15 protein-coding genes are annotated in these 19,186 nt (G+C 43.9%); 11 read left to right on the top strand and 4 right to left on the bottom strand.

What is annotated here, in order from left to right:
* Nucleotides 1-2,571 (bottom strand): Clp protease ClpC, encoded by a 2,571-nt coding sequence (locus A2W93_11135; protein OFY54830.1) that lies wholly within the window; start codon nt 2,569-2,571, stop codon nt 1-3.
* A 281-nt stretch (nt 2,572-2,852) separates the two neighbouring features.
* On the opposite strand from A2W93_11135, the gene A2W93_11140 reads away from it, so the two are divergent.
* On the top strand, nt 2,853-5,402 hold the full coding sequence (locus tag A2W93_11140; protein ID OFY54831.1) for a DNA gyrase subunit A: 2,550 nt from the start codon (nt 2,853-2,855) through the stop codon (nt 5,400-5,402).
* A 70-nt stretch (nt 5,403-5,472) separates the two neighbouring features.
* Nucleotides 5,473-6,669: a hypothetical protein gene (locus A2W93_11145; protein ID OFY54832.1), complete on the top strand. Its 1,197-nt coding sequence runs from the start codon at nt 5,473-5,475 to the stop codon at nt 6,667-6,669.
* 545 nt (nt 6,670-7,214) lie between these two features.
* On the opposite strand, the gene A2W93_11150 is transcribed toward A2W93_11145, so the two are convergent.
* The 3 genes from A2W93_11150 to A2W93_11160 are packed head-to-tail and all read right to left on the bottom strand — an operon-like array spanning nt 7,215 to nt 11,772.
* On the bottom strand, nt 7,215-9,554 hold the full coding sequence (locus A2W93_11150) for a xanthine dehydrogenase molybdopterin binding subunit (GenBank protein ID OFY54833.1): 2,340 nt from the start codon (nt 9,552-9,554) through the stop codon (nt 7,215-7,217).
* A gap of 2 nt (nt 9,555-9,556) precedes the next feature.
* Nucleotides 9,557-10,960 carry a xanthine dehydrogenase small subunit gene (locus A2W93_11155; protein OFY54949.1) on the bottom strand — a complete coding sequence of 468 codons (1,404 nt, stop codon included), beginning with the start codon at nt 10,958-10,960 and terminating at the stop codon, nt 9,557-9,559.
* Nucleotides 10,961-11,007: 47 nt separating this feature from the next.
* Entirely contained in the window at nt 11,008-11,772 is a 765-nt protein-coding gene (locus A2W93_11160; protein OFY54834.1) for a hypothetical protein, read from the bottom strand.
* Between the two features lie 190 nt (nt 11,773-11,962).
* On the opposite strand from A2W93_11160, the gene A2W93_11165 reads away from it, so the two are divergent.
* From A2W93_11165 to A2W93_11205, 9 genes are all read left to right on the top strand, one after another.
* On the top strand, nt 11,963-12,619 hold the full coding sequence (locus A2W93_11165; protein OFY54835.1) for a hypothetical protein: 657 nt from the start codon (nt 11,963-11,965) through the stop codon (nt 12,617-12,619).
* 307 nt (nt 12,620-12,926) lie between these two features.
* Complete coding sequence (locus A2W93_11170; protein ID OFY54950.1) at nt 12,927-14,351, top strand: tRNA nucleotidyltransferase; 1,425 nt, start codon at nt 12,927-12,929, stop codon at nt 14,349-14,351.
* A gap of 62 nt (nt 14,352-14,413) precedes the next feature.
* Entirely contained in the window at nt 14,414-14,977 is a 564-nt protein-coding gene (locus tag A2W93_11175) for a hypothetical protein (protein OFY54836.1), read from the top strand.
* 23 nt (nt 14,978-15,000) lie between these two features.
* The gene (locus A2W93_11180) at nt 15,001-16,410 is read left to right on the top strand and encodes a hypothetical protein (protein OFY54837.1); all 1,410 of its coding nucleotides are present in this window, start codon (nt 15,001-15,003) and stop codon (nt 16,408-16,410) included.
* Nucleotides 16,411-16,417: 7 nt separating this feature from the next.
* Nucleotides 16,418-17,194 carry a phosphosulfolactate synthase gene (locus tag A2W93_11185; protein ID OFY54951.1) on the top strand — a complete coding sequence of 259 codons (777 nt, stop codon included), beginning with the start codon at nt 16,418-16,420 and terminating at the stop codon, nt 17,192-17,194.
* Between the two features lie 51 nt (nt 17,195-17,245).
* Nucleotides 17,246-17,989 carry a hypothetical protein gene (locus A2W93_11190; protein ID OFY54838.1) on the top strand — a complete coding sequence of 248 codons (744 nt, stop codon included), beginning with the start codon at nt 17,246-17,248 and terminating at the stop codon, nt 17,987-17,989.
* 237 nt (nt 17,990-18,226) lie between these two features.
* Nucleotides 18,227-18,472 (top strand): hypothetical protein, encoded by a 246-nt coding sequence (locus A2W93_11195; GenBank protein ID OFY54839.1) that lies wholly within the window; start codon nt 18,227-18,229, stop codon nt 18,470-18,472.
* Between the two features lie 11 nt (nt 18,473-18,483).
* A complete protein-coding gene (locus A2W93_11200) occupies nt 18,484-18,699 on the top strand; it encodes a hypothetical protein (GenBank protein ID OFY54840.1) in 216 nt (71 codons plus the stop codon).
* Nucleotides 18,686-18,979 (top strand): hypothetical protein, encoded by a 294-nt coding sequence (locus A2W93_11205; protein ID OFY54841.1) that lies wholly within the window; start codon nt 18,686-18,688, stop codon nt 18,977-18,979. Before A2W93_11200 ends, A2W93_11205 begins: the two co-directional genes overlap by 14 nt.
* The last annotated feature ends 207 nt before the right edge of the window (nt 18,980-19,186 follow it).

Consider the following 19,186-nt stretch of genomic DNA (forward strand, 5'->3'; position numbering starts at 1 on the left):
TTATTCTGTCAGATTCTTGTTTTCTGTTTCATTTTCCGGGCTTTTCGACGAAATGGTAGAAGTGATTGTCAACTCTTCATTTTCGTTGAAATAATCCATAACTATCTCTGTAGGACCAGAAAAATTATGCCTGATGAGCTCTTCGGCCAGCGAATCTTCAATGAATTTCTGAATAGCTCGTTTCAATGGACGGGCTCCGTAGTTGGGATCCCAGCCTTTTTCCACAATGAAATCACGGGCTTCATCGGTCAGCTTAAGCGTAATGCCTTTTTCGTTTAGACGCTTGAATACACCTGCGAGCTCAATATCAATGATCTTGTGAATTTCACCTCGTTCAAGATTATTGAAGATGACAACATCGTCGATTCGGTTTAGAAATTCAGGGGCAAATGCTTTTTTCAGCGCATTTTCAAGAACACTTTTGGCATAGCCTGCTTTGGTTGACTCTTTTGAGCTGGTCGCAAATCCAACACCCGACCCAAAATCTTTCAGCTGGCGCGTCCCGATATTCGAGGTCATGATAATGATCGTATTTTTAAAATCGACTTTACGACCAAGACTGTCGGTGAGCTGGCCATCATCCAAAACCTGCAACAGCAAATGGAATACATCGGGGTGAGCTTTCTCAATTTCATCGAGCAACACCACGCTGAATGGCTTGCGGCGCACTTTTTCGGTAAGCTGACCGCCTTCTTCGTACCCAACATATCCCGGAGGAGCTCCAATCAGGCGCGATACAGCGAATTTTTCCATATATTCGCTCATGTCAATGCGAATCAATGCATCGTCAGTATCAAAAAGATATTTCGAAAGAACTTTGGCCAGATATGTTTTACCAACACCGGTAGGACCAAGAAAAATAAAACTACCGATGGGGCGGCTTGGATCCTTGAGTCCGACACGGTTACGCCTGATGCTTTTTGCAATTTTCTTGATCGCTTCATCCTGACCAATGACTCTCCCGGCAAGCTCTGTCTCTATTTTCAGCAGGCGGTCACTTTCATTTTGGGCCACTCTGGTAACAGGGACACCCGTCATCATGGCTACAACTTCAGCTACATCCTCGTCAGTCACGATTTCGCGGTGTTTGTCTGCTTCTTCATCCCAGCGCAGGCGCGCTTTTTCAAGTTTTTCCAGCAGATTTTTTTCAAGGTCCCGATGTTTGGCGGCCTCTTCGTATTTCTGCATTTTTATGGCCGACGTCTTATTGTTCCGGGCTTCATCTATCTGTTTTTCCAGTTCAAGAATTTCCTCAGGAACATTGAGATGCTTCAGATGGACGCGTGATCCGGCCTCATCCAATGCGTCTATTGATTTATCAGGCAATGCGCGGTCGCTGATATAGCGTTCAGTCAGATGCACACAGGCATCGATGGCCTCGTCGGTGTAGCGCACCAGATGATGATCTTCGTAGCGTTCCTTGATGTTCTGAAGAATAATTCTGGTCTCGTCAATCGTTGTTGCATCCACCAGAATTTTCTGGAAGCGACGTTCCAGCGCGCCATCTTTTTCAATGTAGTTGCGGTATTCATCCAGGGTTGTGGCACCGATGCATTGAATTTCACCGCGAGCGAGCGCTGGTTTGAACATATTTGAAGCATCCAGCGAACCACTGGCGCCGCCGGCACCCACAATAGTATGAATTTCGTCAATAAAAAGAATTACATCGCGGTTTTTTTCAAGCTCATTAAGTAAAGCTTTCATGCGCTCTTCGAATTGTCCTCGGTATTTTGTACCAGCTACGAGCGATGCGATATCGAGCATTACAACCCGTTTATTGTGAAGTGTGCGGGGTACTTTCCTTGCCGCGATGCGTAGTGCCAGACCTTCAGCAATGGCAGATTTACCAACGCCGGGTTCTCCAATCAGCACCGGATTATTTTTCTTCCGACGACTCAGGATCTGGGCTATTCGTTCGAGTTCTTTGTCGCGGCCTACAATCGGATCCAGACGTCCTTCTTCGGCAGCTTTGGTCAGATCGCGGCCAAAATTATCCAGCACCGGGGTTTTTGATTTCGATTCGGAACCAGCACCAGCTTTTTTCGAAGAGCTACCGAAACTGCTGCGTTCATCAGCATCGTCATCATCCGACGGAAGCTCATCTTTGATTCTTTCTGAATAATTAGTGTCGTTTCCGGTGATGCTTCTGAGTTCGCTCAGCATTATTTCGTAAGTAGCGCCAGTGCGGCCGAGCAGGGTAGAAACATAATTTTTATTTTCCTTCAGAATGGCAAGCAACAGATGTTCTGTTTCAATCAGTTCGCTTTTCAGATCGCGGGCCACCAGATAAGTGAGTTTCAGAATTTGTTCAACCTGCCTAACCAAAGGAATATCAGCCTCCGGCATGATAGCGGGGCCATCGGTCTGATTGGCAGCCTTTTCAATTGATTTTCGAATTTCACCAAGGTTTACCCCTGCGTTGCGCAGCAAAAGAATAGCCATGCCATCTCCTTCGCGCAGCATTCCAAGGAATAAGTGTTCAACTCCTACATAAGGACTGTTGAGACGCAGGGCTTCCTCTTTGCTGAATCCCAATACATCCATGACACGTTGTGAAAATTTAGCTTCCATATCTGAGTTCCGGTATTAATCACAAAATTACGAATACAGGCCCAAAGATATTGTTATTCTTTCATGTGAAAAATGATATATATCGGTTTTTTTAAACAACAGACTGTTATTAAATGCAATTCAAGAGAACAATTTATTAATCAAACAATTGAGTAGGGATGTAGGTATTTATCAATAATTGTGGAAAACTATTTTCGTTCGTTCAGTAATTTTTCGTAATTTCGCGTGCTATTAAAATGCATCGACAATATTGTCAAAATAGTTGATAAAGAGAAATTTACATGAGCGAATTTGAGAACACAGGAGAAAGAATTGTCAAGGTCAATATAGAAGACCAGATGAAGTCGGCCTACATTGACTACTCAATGTCGGTTATTGTATCCAGAGCGCTGCCTGATGTCAGAGACGGAATGAAACCTGTTCACCGCCGCGTATTGTTCGGAATGCACGAACTTGGCGTGTTTTCAAATCGCCCAACCAAGAAATCCGCCCGTATTGTCGGGGAAGTGCTTGGTAAATATCACCCACATGGTGACACATCTGTCTATGATGCGATGGTTCGAATGGCACAGGAATGGTCGCTCCGCTATCCGCTGGTTGAAGGTCAGGGAAACTTTGGCTCTATCGACGGTGACAGCGCTGCTGCCATGCGATATACCGAAGCTCGTTTGCGTAAAATTGCTGAAGAAATTCTGGCTGATATCGACAAGGAAACTGTTGACATGCAGCTCAATTTCGACGATTCACTCGAAGAGCCGACAGTTTTGCCGGCCAAAGTCCCAAATCTCTTACTCAATGGCGCCAGCGGTATTGCTGTAGGTATGGCCACCAACATGGCTCCGCATAACCTTAAGGAAGTTGTTGACGGTATTGTGGCTTATATTGATGATAACGAAATTACCATCGAAGGCCTGATGAAATACATCAAAGCACCTGATTTCCCAACCGGTGGTATTATTTACGGTTACGACGGTGTAAAAGAAGCTTATGAAACTGGTCGCGGTCGTGTTGTAATGCGCGGTGAAGCTAACGTTGAAGTCAATGAGAAGCACACTCAAATCATTATAAAGTCAATTCCTTATCAGGTTAATAAGTCTGAACTTCTTAAGAAATTTGCAGATCTCGTTAATGAAAAAATTATTGATGGCGTTACTGATTTGCGCGACGAATCGGACCGTGACGGAATGCGGATTGTACTTGATCTGCGCCGCGACGCTGTTCCAAATGTCATTATAAATCAACTTTATCAGCATTCGCCTTTTCAAAGTGCGTTTAATGTAAACAACATTGCGCTTGTTCATGGACGCCCGATGATGCTGAATCTAAAGGATCTGATTCGTCATTTTGTCGACCATCGTCATGTAGTAGTTGTCCGCAGAACTCAATTTGAATTGCGCGAAGCTGAAAAACGCGCTCACATTCTTGAGGGATTACTGATTGCGCTGGATAATATTGACGAAGTTGTTGATATTCTCCGGTCAAGTAAATCTGTTGATCAGGCGCGCGAACGCTTGATGGAGCGTTTTTCCCTGTCCGATATTCAATCAAGGGCTATTGTCGACATGCGTCTCCGGTCTCTTATTGGACTTGAGCGGGATAAACTCAGAGCTGAGTATGATGAGCTGATGCAGCGCATTGAGTATTTCAAAAAAATACTTGATGATCTATCATTGCGCATGCAGATTATTAAAGATGAATTGCTTGAGATAAAGGAAAAATTCGGCGATGAACCCCGCACTGACATTGTTTATCAGGGCAAAAACTTCCGGATCGAAGATACAATTGCCAACGACAGCGTTGTAATCACAATTAGCCGCATGGGCTATATCAAGCGCACGCTGCTTTCGGAATACCGCACTCAGAACCGCGGTGGAAAAGGGTTTAAAGCAAGCAATGTCCGTGAAGAAGATATTCTTGAGAATCTGTACATCGCATCGAATCATGATTATCTGCTGGTGTTTACCAAAAAAGGAAAAGTTTTCTGGATCAGGGTTTATGAAATACCTGAAGGAGCCCGAGCAAGCAAAGGCCGTCCGATTCAGAATCTTCTGTCCATTGAAAACGATGATAAAATTCAAACCGTTATCAATGTTGCTGATCTTACCAATACGGAATATGTTGAAAACAATTTCATTATTCTCTGTACTGAGCATGGAGTTATAAAGAAAACCAGCCTCGAGGCATACAGCCGCCCGCGTCAGAATGGTATCAACGCTATTGGCATCCGCGAAGGCGATACACTTATCCAGGCCAGTCTCACCAACGGAAAGAACGAAGTTCTGATTGCATTACGTTCAGGCAGGGCCATTCGTTTTCCGGAAGAAAAAGTTCGTCCGATGGGACGTAATGCCAGTGGTGTGCGTGGCGTAACACTCGCCGGTGCCGATGACCGGGTTGTTGGCATGGTTTGCATCGAAGACAAGTTGGATCAGATTCTCGTGGTTTCTGAAAAAGGCTTTGGTAAGCGCTCCGATATTGAGGATTATCGCGTCACCAACCGTGGCGGTAAAGGGGTTAAGACCATCAATGTTACCGAAAAAACCGGTAAACTTGTAGCAGCCATGTCGGTAAAAGACGGCGATGAACTTATGATCATTAATGTAAGCGGTATTGCCATTCGCATGTCGGTAAGTGATCTCCGCGTAGTGGGCCGTGCTACTCAGGGTGTCAAACTGATCAATCTGTCGGGCAAAGACAGCATTGCTTCAGTTGCCAAGATTGCATCCGATTTTGTGGAAATTGAAGAAATAGTGGAAGAAAACGTGGAAGAAAACGAACAGAATCCCACCGAAAACGAATCTGCAGAACCCACCGACGAAGTCAAGGAGTAAATTCCCGGCAAAGTCTTTGATAAACCGACCGAAATCGTAAATTTGTGAACTTTTAAAACAAACCAATATCATGAAAAAGTTAGCATTGTTTGTTGTTGCTCTTGTTTTGTCCGGAGTTGTTTTCTCTCAGAATAATCAGGTTGTAAGTGCATTCAACTGGTTAAAAGAAAATAAGCTTGATAAAGCTCTGGCGGCCATTGAGCCAGCAACAAAACACCCTCAGACCATGTCGAGTGCCAAAACCTGGCTTTACAGAGGAAACATCTATTTGAATATTGCTCTGACTGACAACGAAAGTTTCAAGGCATTATGCAGCAATCCGCTCGATTCTGCTTACAACTCCTATCAAAGATCCATTGTTTTGGATAAAGATTACGTTGCTACTTCGGCCAATCCAAATACTGCAAAGTTGGGCCTTTACTATCTGGGAGACCAGTATTTTAATGTAGGTGCCAATTATTACAACAAAAAGGAATGGGCCGAATCGCGAAAGTATTTTGAACGCACCAAACAGATTAAAAACACTTTTGGGGATAGAGATTCACTGGCTACTTTCTATGCTACCAACTGCGCTTTGCAAATGGGAGATAAAGAAACTGCCATGAAATATCTGAAAGAGCTTATTAATATGGAATATAATAAACCTGACATTTATTCCATGCTTGGCAATCTTTACAAAGAATCCGGCGACACAACAAAAATGTTGAACACCATTGCAATGGGTCGTAAAAGATTTCCTTCAGATCTTGGTCTCATTATCACCGAAACCAACTATTATCTGGGCAAAGGCGATTTGGCAAAAGCCCAGGATTTACTGAAAGTGGCTGTTGAAAAAGACCCAAACAATCCGATTCTTCATTTTACCATTGGCAGCAACTACGACAGATTATCGCTCGACACCACAGTTGCTGAAGCCGAAAAAGAATCAATGTTGGCTGAAGCCGAAAAATCCTATCTGAAAGCCATAGAGCTGAAACCGGATTATTTCGATGCATACTATAATCTTGGAGCATTGTTCTTCAATAAAGGGGTTGAATTGTTTGAATTAGCTAACAAGATTCCTGCTGATCAGTTCGATGCTTACGAAAAAGCTAAGACGAAATATATGGAATACTGGAATAAATCAGTTCCTTATCTTGAAAAAGCCAGCGAGCTGATGCCGGATGACATGCCAACCCTCCAGGCCCTTAAATCGCTCTATGCTCGTTTGAACATGCCTGAAAAAATGAAAATTGTTACAGACAAAATCAATACTTTGAAAAAGTAATTATTTGATAATTCCAAAAAATCCGGATTCTGAAAAGATCCGGATTTTTTTTGCACAACAAGAAGCGCATAGGGCATGCGGTTAAACCTCCATGGCGCGGATATGCCATCCGTGACATGGCCATTCTCAATTTGGGCGCGCATCTCTTGCTTGCAACCACGTAAAACGTGGCAAGCTGTTTTAACGGTGACGCGTTACCTTCCTTCTTAATTGGTGCTTCGCTCAAATCGTCCCCGGGACGGAGTTTATCCCGCTGTTGACATTTCGACTCCGCTCAATGTGACAGCGGCGGGGCTCAGCGTGACAGCAGCTTTTGTGTCATTTTTTATTTAGGTTGCAAAACGCGTTTTGCAGGTGCCTGTCGCGTAATGTCAGGATTACTGCACGCGGGTCTCAGTATGGCAGCGACAAGGTTCATGGCTGCCAATATTGGACTGCGCTGCAGTCCCCTCAAAGGAACTACGTAGCTTTTTTTTAATGCCTTCACGTAAAACGTGACAAGGTCGGCTCTCAACCTCAACCTCAACCTTAACCTCGACCTTAACCTATTCAGCCCCCGCTCTCAACCTTTGCACAGCCAGAACAACTTCTTCATTGGTAGCCGGAATGCTTAGCAGTGGCTCAGTTTCATTATTTTTTACTGAAGCAATGGCGTATTTTATGGCGAGCCAGGCCGAAACAGCCAGCGGAAGTGGTGGTTCACCAACAGCTTTGCTCCCGAGTATGGTGTTTTCGTTGAATGCATTTTCAAGAAGCTCCACATTTATTTCAACCGGCACATCGGTTATGGTTGGAATTTTATAAGTATCCGGTGATGCATTGAGCAACTTACCGTCTTTATTCCATTTAAGATCTTCGGTGGTAACCCAGCCAAGACCCTGCACGAATCCGCCAATCACCTGACCTTTGTCGATCATTGGATTAATGCTTTTCCCGGCATCTTCGACCAGATCGGCGCGCAGCAGTTTTACCCGGCCGGTGAGCAGATTCACTTCAACTTCGCTTACCGCCATGCCATAAGTATAATAATGAAATGGTTTTCCAACGCCTTTCGCACGATCGAACCAGATGTCGGGCGTGCGATAATACCCTGCTGAACTCAGATGCGTTTGTTTAAGATAGGCCATACTGCAAAACTCTTCAAAGCCGCATGAAATTTCACTTTGCGTATTATCAAAAACAGTATCGTTTTCAATAGTCACATTTTCAGATTCCACTTTTTTACCCGGATATTTTTCTTCAAGAATTTCCGGGGCCACTGTTTTTATGCGCGCTTTCAGCTGATCCATTGCATTTTTAATGGCCATGCCATTCAGGTCGGAACCCGACGAAGCCGCTGTGGCAGAGGTATTCGGAACTTTCGAAGTATTGGTTGGAGTGACGATTATTCTCTCGAAACTTACGCCAAGCTCAGCAGCAGACACCTGCAGCATTTTCAGATTAAGTCCCTGACCCATTTCGATTCCACCATGATTGACCTGAACAGTACCATCTGCATAAATATGAACCAGCGCTCCAGCCTGATTCAGAAATGCGGTAGTGAACGAAATACCAAATTTGACCGGAACAAGCGCAATTCCTCGCTTGACATCGCGATTGTTTGAATTGAACTCATCGGCCTGTTTTTTACGATTAAAATAGTCTGAAGTCTGAATTATTTTTTCATACACCAGCCCGAGCCGGTTTTCCGAAATAGTCGCGCCATAAGGGGCTGTGTTTCGATCATGAATTCCATAAAAATTCAGTTGCCGGATTACATTGGGATCTTTTTTCAGAAAACGAGCCATAACATCGATGGCGTTTTCGATAACTGCCATGCCTTGTGGCTGGCCGAAACCGCGGAAAGCCACGTTGCTCGGAAGATTTGTTTTCCAGGTGTTTCCAATAATCCGGATATTGGGAATGTAGTAAGCGTTTTCGGCGTGCAGCATGGCCCTTTCAAGAATAGCCATGGTGAGGTCGGTGGCATAACCGGCATCTGAATTAAAAATGACGGTATAAGCTTCAATGCGTCCTTCGCTGTCAAAACCGATTTTCCAGTCCGATTGAAAGCGGTGACGTTTTCCGGTAATACTTTGGTCCATATCGCGCGTGAGACGCAGGCGCACCGGCTTTCTGGTTCTGGCTGCCAAAAGCGAAGTCCATGCAGCCAGGTGATTGCCCGATGTTTCTTTACCACCGAAAGCACCGCCTAAACGCCGTGTTTCAACCACTACCTGATTTCGTCCGATCCCCAGCACTTCTGCGACAACGGCTTGTGTTTCGGTCGGATGCTGTGTACTGCTGTAGCAGGTCATTTCATCGTTTTCGCCCGGAACGGCCAGACAGATTTGTGTCTCGAGATACCAGTGTTCCTGCCCGCCTGAATGAAACTGACCATGCAACACATGCGCACTTTTATGTATTACACCATCCGGATCTCCGCGCTCAATGCGGCGTTCAGGTTGCATTCGGGAGTTGTGCTGAATGGCATCTTCAATAGTGAGTATTGGTGTTTCCGGCTCTATATCAAGCTTTACAAGTGAAGCTGCTTTATATGCAATTTCAAACGAGTCAGCTGCAATCAGCGCAATAGCCTGTCCGATGCATTGAACCTGGCTTTCAGCCAGACAGGGCTCGTCGTGAAAAACGGGTCCCATTTGATTGTCGCCAGGAATATCATTAGCTGTCATTATGCAGCGGACACCAGGCAGATTTTTCGCTGCTGAAATGTCTACACTTTTCAGTTTACCTTTTGCAACCGGTGACGTAACAATATATCCATGTAATTCACCGCTGCGAAGTGGTATGTCGTCGATGTAAACTGTTGTTCCCTGCACATGTTTGATGGCACTGTCGTGAACGGGATCCTGTTGGCTGATCGTGTGTTTCAGTTGCTTTTTCATGGTCAGGAAATTTTCGTATCATTGAAAAACTGCAGCAGTAAATTTGCAGCGGCAATATTGCGGAATTCCGCACCACTGCGTGCATCGGATAAAGGAGTAAAGGTTGTTTTCACCATTTCCATGGCAGCTGAAATATTTTGTTCACTCCATTCCTTTCCGTTGAGAAAGGCTTCAACAGCGGGAACTGGCAAGGTCATGGCGGCCATTCCACCGTAATACATGCAAATATCTGAAACGACATTATTGTCAAGAGTAAGTCTGAAGGCGGCACTTACGGTTGAAATATCCATATCATGCCGCTTGCTCACTTTGTACATTTTTACGATTTCATTTTTCTGCGGAATGGCAAGATATATTTCAGCAATTAATTCATTGGCCTCTAAAACTGTTTTGCGATAGGAAACAACAAAGTCCCTGATTGGAACAATGCGGGAACCTTTTTCGGAAACCAGCTTTAAATCAGCATTGCATGCCATCAGCAGTGGTGCTGTATCTCCGATTGGCGATGCTGAACCGATGTTTCCGCCCAACGTAGCAACCTGTCGGATCTGGCGTGAAGCAAAGACCGATAAAATGTCATGAAATGCTGGAAAAAGATTTTGTAAAGCTGTGCGGATGCTTTCAAGAGATAGTCCGGCGCCTATTTTCAGCTCATTTCCATCGCGTTCGAATGTTTTTAATTCAGCAACTCCCGAAATATCGAGAATGGCCGGAATGTGCCTGAAATGCTTGCTTTGTTGTAATGCGATATCCGAAGATCCGTTAATCACTATTGCTTCGGGATGATTGTGCCGAGCAGCCAGTGCCTGATCCAATGTTAAAGGACGGACGTAATATTGTTCCATAGCCAGCACCTCGAGTTTTGCATCCGGCTTGATGATATTGAGCTTTTCGATTAACACTTTCTCTTCTTTATCAAACAAGTCAGGTATTCGGTTTTGCATAACAGCTTTAGCCGCTTTGCGAATGCTGTCGTAGCCTGTGCAGCGACAAAGATTACCGGCAAGCGCGTTGTTGATTTCGGCATCGTCGGCTGGAGCAGGGTTGTGGTACTGAGCAAAAAGACTCATGATAAACCCTGGTGTGCAAAATCCGCACTGGGTGGCGTGTTCATCAACAACCGCTTTTTGCACCGGATGCAATTCTTCGCTGAACGTTGTTTCGGGCGACAGTCCGCGCGATGTGATGAGCAGTTTTCCATCGATGGCCGGAAGGAACAACAGGCAGGCATTCACAGCTTTATATTCAAGCGCTTTTCCCGATGCATCGGGGCTGGCCATTACGACCGTACATGCTCCACAATCGCCTTCGGCGCAGCCTTCCTTAACTTCGGTGTGATGTTTATCTTTACGAAGCCAGTTCAGGACCGTAGTTGACGGTTTGATTTTTTCGGCACCAAAGTCAATGGTAACGGGCTCTCCGTTGAGCAGAAATGAAATATTCTGTTTGGTTTTCATCCGATATTTCTGTTTTTTACATCAATTAGTTTTGCCAGAATCGACACAGCAATATCTTCCGGTGTTTCGCAGGCAATGTCAACACCGATGGGCATGTCGATACATTCTATTTGTTCCTTTGTCATTCCAAATTCTTCGGCAAATTGTTTTCTGGCAAGTTCAACTTTGCGTTTTGAACCGATCATGCCAATATATTTTTTCGGTTTATTTTTTAGCAGGGCCACTACTTCGCTGTCGAATGAGTGTTTGTAGGTAGTCACCACAATATATGAATTGCTGTGAAATTTTATTTTTTCAGAGGATTCTTCAAAAGGCATTTCATAGGTTGCAGCGAGCCCCTGGGGCCAGGTGGCGCATATTCCTTCGCGGTTATCGGCCACAATAATTTTATAGCCGGCTACTGAAGCCAGCTTTGCAAGGGCTTTTCCGACATGTCCGGCACCGAAAATAACCAATTCGGGTTGTTGCAGCAGTGGTTCAAAATACACAGTCATCCGGCCACCGCAGTGCATTTCGAGGTCGTTGGCAAGATTATATGATTTTACAACCGGCGTGTCGGTATTCATCTTTTTAACGGCCTCGGCAATGGCTTCTTTTTCGATGCTGCCACCGCCGATGGTGCCTTTGATAGAGCCATCGGCAAAGACCATCATTTTCGATCCGGGCTTGCGCGGAGTGGAGCCTTCAGCTCCGATGATAATGCATAAAACCGCAGCAACATTGTTGTTGATGGTTTCAGAAATGTCGTTGAAAAAATTCATGATGCTAATATTTGCAAGGTAAAAGTACAAAATATATTTTAGTGGCGAGTTGTGAATGGTCAGTAGTCAGTTAGATTAAGGTTAATAACGAGGTTAAGGTTTTGAGGTTGAATTAAGCAGGAAAATAGAAATTAAAAAACAGTTATCTTTGAATCCGGAAGGAAATTGCCATGATTAATTAACCAGATTTATGATTCGCAAATTAATTACTACCAGCATTTTATTTGTTTTCATTTTTTCTGTCAATTGCCAGAACTGCAGAATAGATTTCGCGTCGGCTTTCTTATATGCGAATTGCGATAACGTTTTTGTCATTTTTGTAAAAAGCAGCCATGACGGAAAAATTACGACCACTATTGATAATGGCACAATTGAACTTTCATCGATTGAAGACGATTCTGTTTTTAGATATTATGCCCGTCCTAAGGGCAGTATAAATGCAACAATTTCAGTTTATGAAGTCAATGGAAGAGATTCAACTTTATTGGCAAAAGAAAAATACCGGGTGAGACCTTTGCCGCTGCCTTGGGCTAGGTTGTCGACTCAATTATGCAACCCATGCAGGCTTGATGTTCGGGCACTCAAATCTGCGTTCGGGATTCAGGCTTACCTTGTTAATGTGGGACCTGAAATTTCATATCCCATAGTTTCCTTTACTGTCATTGCATTACGCGATTCCACGATGATTTTTACCGAAGAAGTGTCAGGCGGTGATTTTACCGAATCATTGCTTGAAAAATTCGACTTATTGGGGAGAGGCGACAGAGTAATTTTCACATCCATTCAAGCCCAGATTTCAGAGGGATATGATGCTGTGTTGAATTCAATTGAAATAGTGATTGAATAAACATTTTTATTGTTGCAAGATATACATGCAGAATATTATAGGTCACGCGTCAACGTAAAACGTTGCAAGCAGGAGACGCGCGCCCAAGTGTCAATGTCACGCGTCAACGTAAAACAGCTTGCCGCATTTTAGGTGATTGCAGGCTGGAGACGCGCTCCCAGGTTGAGAATGACCATGTCACGGATGACATATCCGCGCCATGGATGTATATGTCACTTTTCAACTTTATGAACCTGATGAACTTTCAACTGCATATGCGTTGTGCAAAAAATTCCTTACAACCCACTACTCACAACTGACCACTATTATGTATCTTTGCACCGCAATGTTTAAGGAGTTTTTACTGCATAAAGTTTTCGGCATCATTCATCAGCGGGCGGTTGAAAAGGCGCTTCGATGCTATGTTGTAGGAGGTTATGTGCGCGACATCATTCTTGAACGGCCTTCGTGGGATGTGGACATTGTGGTTGAAGGCGACGGTATTGAGCTTGCCGAATATGTTGCCTCCCAACTAAAGCCACGCCCGAAAGTTTCGGTTTTCAAAAATTTTGGAACAGCACATTTTGTATATGATGATACGGAATGGGAATTTGTGGGTGCGCGCAGCGAAAGCTATAGTCGCGGCAGCCGCAATCCCGAAGTAATGCCCGCTACCATCGAAGAAGATATGCTAAGGCGCGATTTCACCATCAATGCCATGGCCGTTAGTCTCGGAGCGGATTTTGGTGAATTGTTGGACATGTTTGGCGGTCAGACCGATTTACAAAAGGGCCTTATTCGAACACCGCGTGATCCGCAAATCACATTTTCGGATGACCCGCTTCGTATGCTGCGAGCTGTACGATTCGCATCGCGCTTCGGTTTTGAAATTGCAAAAGAAGCTTTTAGCTCAATCAAAGAAAACATCAGTCGCATCGGAATCATAGCTCCTGAGCGCATTTCGGAGGAGCTCAATAAAATGCTGATGCATAAAAAGCCATCAGCCGGATTTTTCCTGCTTGACAAATGTGACCTTTTGCAGCCTATACTTCCTGAGCTTTTCGCGCTGAAAGGTGTTGAAAGCATGCATGGTGTAATGCATAAGGAAAACTTTACCCATACGCTGATGGTTGTTGACAACGTAGCGAAGGTCTCTGACTCGCTCTGGCTGCGCTGGGCCGCATTGTTGCATGACATCGGGAAAGCGCCGACCAAAAAATTTGACAAAGTGCGCGGCTGGACATTTCACGGACACGATGCTGTTGGGCAGCGCATGGTACTGAAACTATTCAAGCGATTGCATCTGCCGCAGAATGAAAAAATGCATTATGTTGCAAAAATTGTAGGGTTGCATCTGCGCCCCATCAGTCTGGTTGAAGAAGGTGTTACCGACAGTGCTTTGCGTCGTTTGATTTTCGAAGCCGGTGATGATCTGGATGATTTGCTCATGCATGCCGAAGCAGATATTACTTCAGCCAATAAACAAAAGGTGAAATTATATCTTTCTAATTTTTCCGATTTACGCATGAAGCTTGCTGAAACTGAAGATAATGATCGCATTCGGAATTTTCAGCCGCCGGTTAGTGGCGAAGAGATCATGGAAGTCTTTGGTATTGAGCCTTCACGAGAGGTTGGCCTCATTAAAAATGCAATTAAGGATGCCATTCTCGACGGTGAAATTCACAATAACCGCGAAGAGGCATGGCAGCTGATGCTGGATCAGGGGAAAAAGCTTGGTTTGAAGCCAGTGTAAAATTTTATTAATCGCCCTTTACGCTTCATATTTTTTGTATCTTCGTACAAAATTTTTACAGTATGCATGCCTATAAATTCAGAATCACATCTGACGAAAATGATGAATTTCTGCGTGAAATAGATGTTCTGGCCAATCAGACTTTTGAGGATTTTCATAAATGCCTTGTCAGAACCTGTAAATTGGCCGGGAACGAATTGGCTTCTTTTTATCTCTGTGATAATCAGTGGAGAAAACGTCGTGAAATTACGCTGGTGGATATGTCGATGGATGATGACGAAGAAAAATCTGCGGAATCAAACATCATCATGAAAGATGGTAAGCTGAATCAGGTAATTAACGACCCTCATCAAAAGTTGATTTATGTGTATGATTATCTGAGCATGTACACGCTTTACATCGAGTTGATGAAAATCGGGACTGCTGACCTCACCATGCATTTTCCACTGATTTCCAAAGAAATTTCAGATATTATTGCACCACCTTCAAAAATCAATAAAATTCTGGAGGAAGAAGAAGTTGTTTTTGATGAAGATGAATTGGTGGGAAGTGCGGAAGAGAAGGAAGAAGATGATGAAAATTTGACTGAAGAACAGTTCTACAACGACGATTCCGCTGAGGTTTAATTATTTTTTTGAGACAACTAGCAATGGATTCTTCTGACAATTATTTTAGCGAAGAAGACTTGGACGCGCTTGTATCGCGCTTCCGGAATGCTGTTGAACAGGACGAATCAGAATATTTCGAACCCGATGAGCTTGAAGCAATAGCTGATGTGCTACTGAAAAACGACGAACTTATTCTTGCAAAATCAGCCATAGACTACGGGTTGAAAATGTTTCCGGATAATGAAGATTTTCAGATCCTGGATATTCATTATCATGTTCTTGACAACAGGTCGGATGCCGCTGAGATTTTGGCAAGACGATTCATTGAAACATTTACCGATAATGTTGAAGTGCGCTTAGTGCTGGCTTCTATAATGAGCGACCGGGGAAATCACCGCGAAGCGCTCGATTTGCTTGAACAGGCCCGGGAAATGGATCCGGAATCGGAGCACGCTATTACTGCACTCAGCATGGAGTATCAGGTTTTGGGTCAGCACCGGAAGGCCATCGAACTTTACCGTGAAATTCTTGAAAATAATCCGACGGACGAATTTGCACTCAATGAGTTGATTTTTGTTTTCGAAGTTGCCAATGAAATAAACGAAGCCATTCGCTTTTTAACTGATTTTGCCGATCGTTACCCCTTCAATCAGCAGGCGTGGTTTCATCTTGCAAATACGCATAATATCAACAATGAACCAATGAAAGCCATTGAGGCCTACGATTTTGCGCTGGCCATTGATCCTGCTTTTATGCCGGCAATGTTTGGCAAAGGTCATTCATACATGTTTGCCGGTGATCACCTTAAAGCCATTGACTGTTTCAGGGAAACGGCCGAATCGGATGGATTTAAGGCAGCCTCATATCTTTCACTTGGCGAAGCATATTCTCAAATGAACAATTACGGGCTGGCATCCGAATACTATCTGAAAAGCATCGAAGCAGACGCAACGTACAATGAATCACGCATGGGGCTTGCCTATTGCCTGTACATGATGAATCTGGATGAAGAAGCTTTACGACATGTAAACGAAGCGATTCTGAACGAGCCGGAACGCACCGATACCTATCAGTTGAAAGGAACTATTCTGATGAATATGGAAAATTATCCTGATGCTGTAACGGAATTTCGGAACGCAATCCGTGCCGATAAGGAAAATGAAGAAGCGTGGCTCGATTTAAGTGAAGCGCATCATTTTTTGACAGGCTTTGAGGATGCAATTAAAATATTGCATGAAGCGGAAGAGGTACTGGAAGCTGAAAATGCAATGATTACTTTTCGTAAGGCGGCCTTGCTTTTCGAAGCGGGCAAAAACCAGGAGGCTGTTTCGCAGTTATTGACGGGATTGTCGATCAATGCTGAGTTGTACACCACAATTTACAGTTACAACAAAGAGCTCGAAAACAACGAGATTATTCAGGAAATTGTTACAATGTTTTTAAATCAATGATATTATGATGAACTTTGAAATGTCGCATTTACCGGAAAGAACAAATAAGCCGAGAGCTTATGGTGTGAATATGATAATGGATAAAGGGATGTGTTTGCAAGAAGCAGAAAACATGCTTCAATCAGCCGGACATTTGGTAGATTTTGTAAAGCTGGGCTTTGGAACATCAATTATTACCGGCGGACTTGAAAAAAAAATAAAATTCTATCGCAATGCCGGAATTCGATTGTATTTTGGCGGAACCTTGTTTGAGGCGTTCCTGATCCGCAACGATGTGGATGGTTACAAACGCGTGCTCGATAAATACAAAATGGATACGGTCGAAATCAGTGACGGCTCCATGGATATGGATCACGACCTGAAATGTCGCTATATTAGCGAGTTTGCAAAGAATTTTACTGTGCTGAGCGAAGTAGGATCAAAACGGGTCGATGTAAATTTATCGGATGAAGATTGGTTGAAAGAAATGCAGACCGAGCATCAGGCGGGATCTTCGTTTGTGATTGCCGAAGCGCGTGAGGCCGGAAATATCGGAATTTACGACAGCACCGGTGCCGCAAAAAAAGGTCTGATACAGCTGATAACTGAGAATTTCGACGTGAATAAAATACTTTGGGAAGCGCCTCAGAAAAATCAACAACTTTATTTTATCAAGGAATTCGGAACGAATGTGAATCTTGGAAATATAGCTCCAAATGACATAATTCCGCTTGAAACCATTCGTTTAGGTTTGCGCGGCGACACCTTCTTTCATTTTTTGCCCGACGCGATGAAACAAAATTAATAACTGATTATTTTCATCTAAAACATATTCCGGCTAAAAATAAATTTCATCATGAAGCATTACGCAATTATTGGAAGACCAATTTCGCATTCAATAGCCGGACAATGGTTTTCGAAACGCTTTCGCGAATTGTCTATCGACGCTGATTTCAGAATGATTATACCTGCGGAGACCGAAATGAAAGATTTTCGCACGTGGGTCCTTGACAATAAATTTGACGGGCTGCTTGTCACCATTCCTTTGAAAATGGATGTGATGCGCTTTCTCGATGAAATCGATGAGCAGGCGAAAGAAATTCATGCCGTAAATATGATAAGTGTGACGGATGGAAAACTGAAAGGGTACAATACTGATCATGTTGCATTTGAATCGCAAATAAAACGGGTAAGACCGGATGGATTCAAAAAAGCCATCATCATGGGCATTGGCGGCGCCGCAGCTGCAGTGATTTACGCGCTTAAAAGAAATGGCATTGAATTCATCAAAGTGTCGCGCCGCAAAGAGTTCGGAGACATTTTATACAACGAGCTCACTGAGAGCGATTTCAAGGATGCAGATTTGATCATCAATACAACGCCACTTGGGATGGCCGCGTATAAAAATGACTTTCCTCCTTTAAATTATTCTCTGATAAATAATAACGCGCTTGCGTTTGATTTGATTTATAATCCAGAGCAAACCGTGTTTCTGAAAAAATGCGCTGAAATTGGCTGCCAGACAGAGAATGGAATGGGCATGGTGGAATTTGTCTATGAGCGTGCGATGGAGACATGGGGTTTGACGCATGAGGCATGAGGCATGCGGTGCTCAATGCACATTGCGCGATTGACGACGCACTCAGATCGTGTCGCTCCGCGCCCCGATGCAGAGAGGTCATCAATGCTCAACGCTCAAAGCACAGAGCAAAACGATTGAGCATGGTGCATAAAGTATGCAATGCAAATCCTTTATGAATTTTCCAAAAAGATTCATCTGTATCAGAATTCTTTCTATTTTTATGGTTTGAATATCGTTCACTGAGTTTGCTGTTTCATGAAAAAACTTCGAATACTTAAACTTTTGCAGGTTGTTTTGATGCTTGCCGTGATTATAACGACGGCGCAGTCATGCAATGCCGTAAAACAATGGTTTGGCAACAGTGGCGATTTTGACAAGAAGCATGTCAGGGCTGAGCGAAAAGCGTTGCGTGAGCAAATGGAAGAAGACGAGTTGTGGGGCGGTGATGACGAATACAATTCGTGGGAAGAAAGTGACGAGTATGACAAGGATCGCTGGTAAAATTGTTTCTGATGAAAAGACTTCGCACCGTAAAACTTCTGCTGGGCGCAACACTGCTCACTTTGATTGGTGCCGTAGTTCAATCATGCCGGCCGGTAATCAATACTTGCTATAAACCGGCACCACCCGATGACCGTGATTCATCCGAATACAAAACAATCCGCAATTCGTGTTATGATATGCCCGCAGAGCCGACAGACACAATGCCGCGAAATGAAAAAGAGTAAAGTCTTTTTATATCGCTCACTTTATCTCACCGGAAGGATTTTTTCCTGGCGGCGTCTGATACTGTTTGCAGGAGCCTCGCTGCTGGCGGCTTCGCAGGCATGTAAATCAACTCCGAAAATGTGCTACGAGATTGCGGTGCCTGACGATACCATTCAAAGTCAGACACAGACACAGAAACAGGATTCGCTTTATTTGCAGATTGACTGCTACGAAATTGCTGCACCGCCCGATTCATCGGTGTTTGAGGAACAACAAAACATTCCCGATAAAACAGAATAAACTTTCCATTGAAAAAACTGGTGCTTGTCATATTAACCCGATTCGGATCCTTCATACACTGGAAATGGCTGACGCTTTGGACAGGCGCTTTATTGCTGATGTTTATGCAATCATGCCGGACAAAAGTTCAGAAAAACAGCCCCGACATAACACCAAATGACACAACAAATGCAGATATACAAATGTGTTATTTACCTGTTATTGATA

It is taken from the genome of Bacteroidetes bacterium GWF2_43_63 (genome assembly GCA_001769275.1).
Classification (GTDB): Bacteria; Bacteroidota; Bacteroidia; order Bacteroidales; family DTU049; genus GWF2-43-63.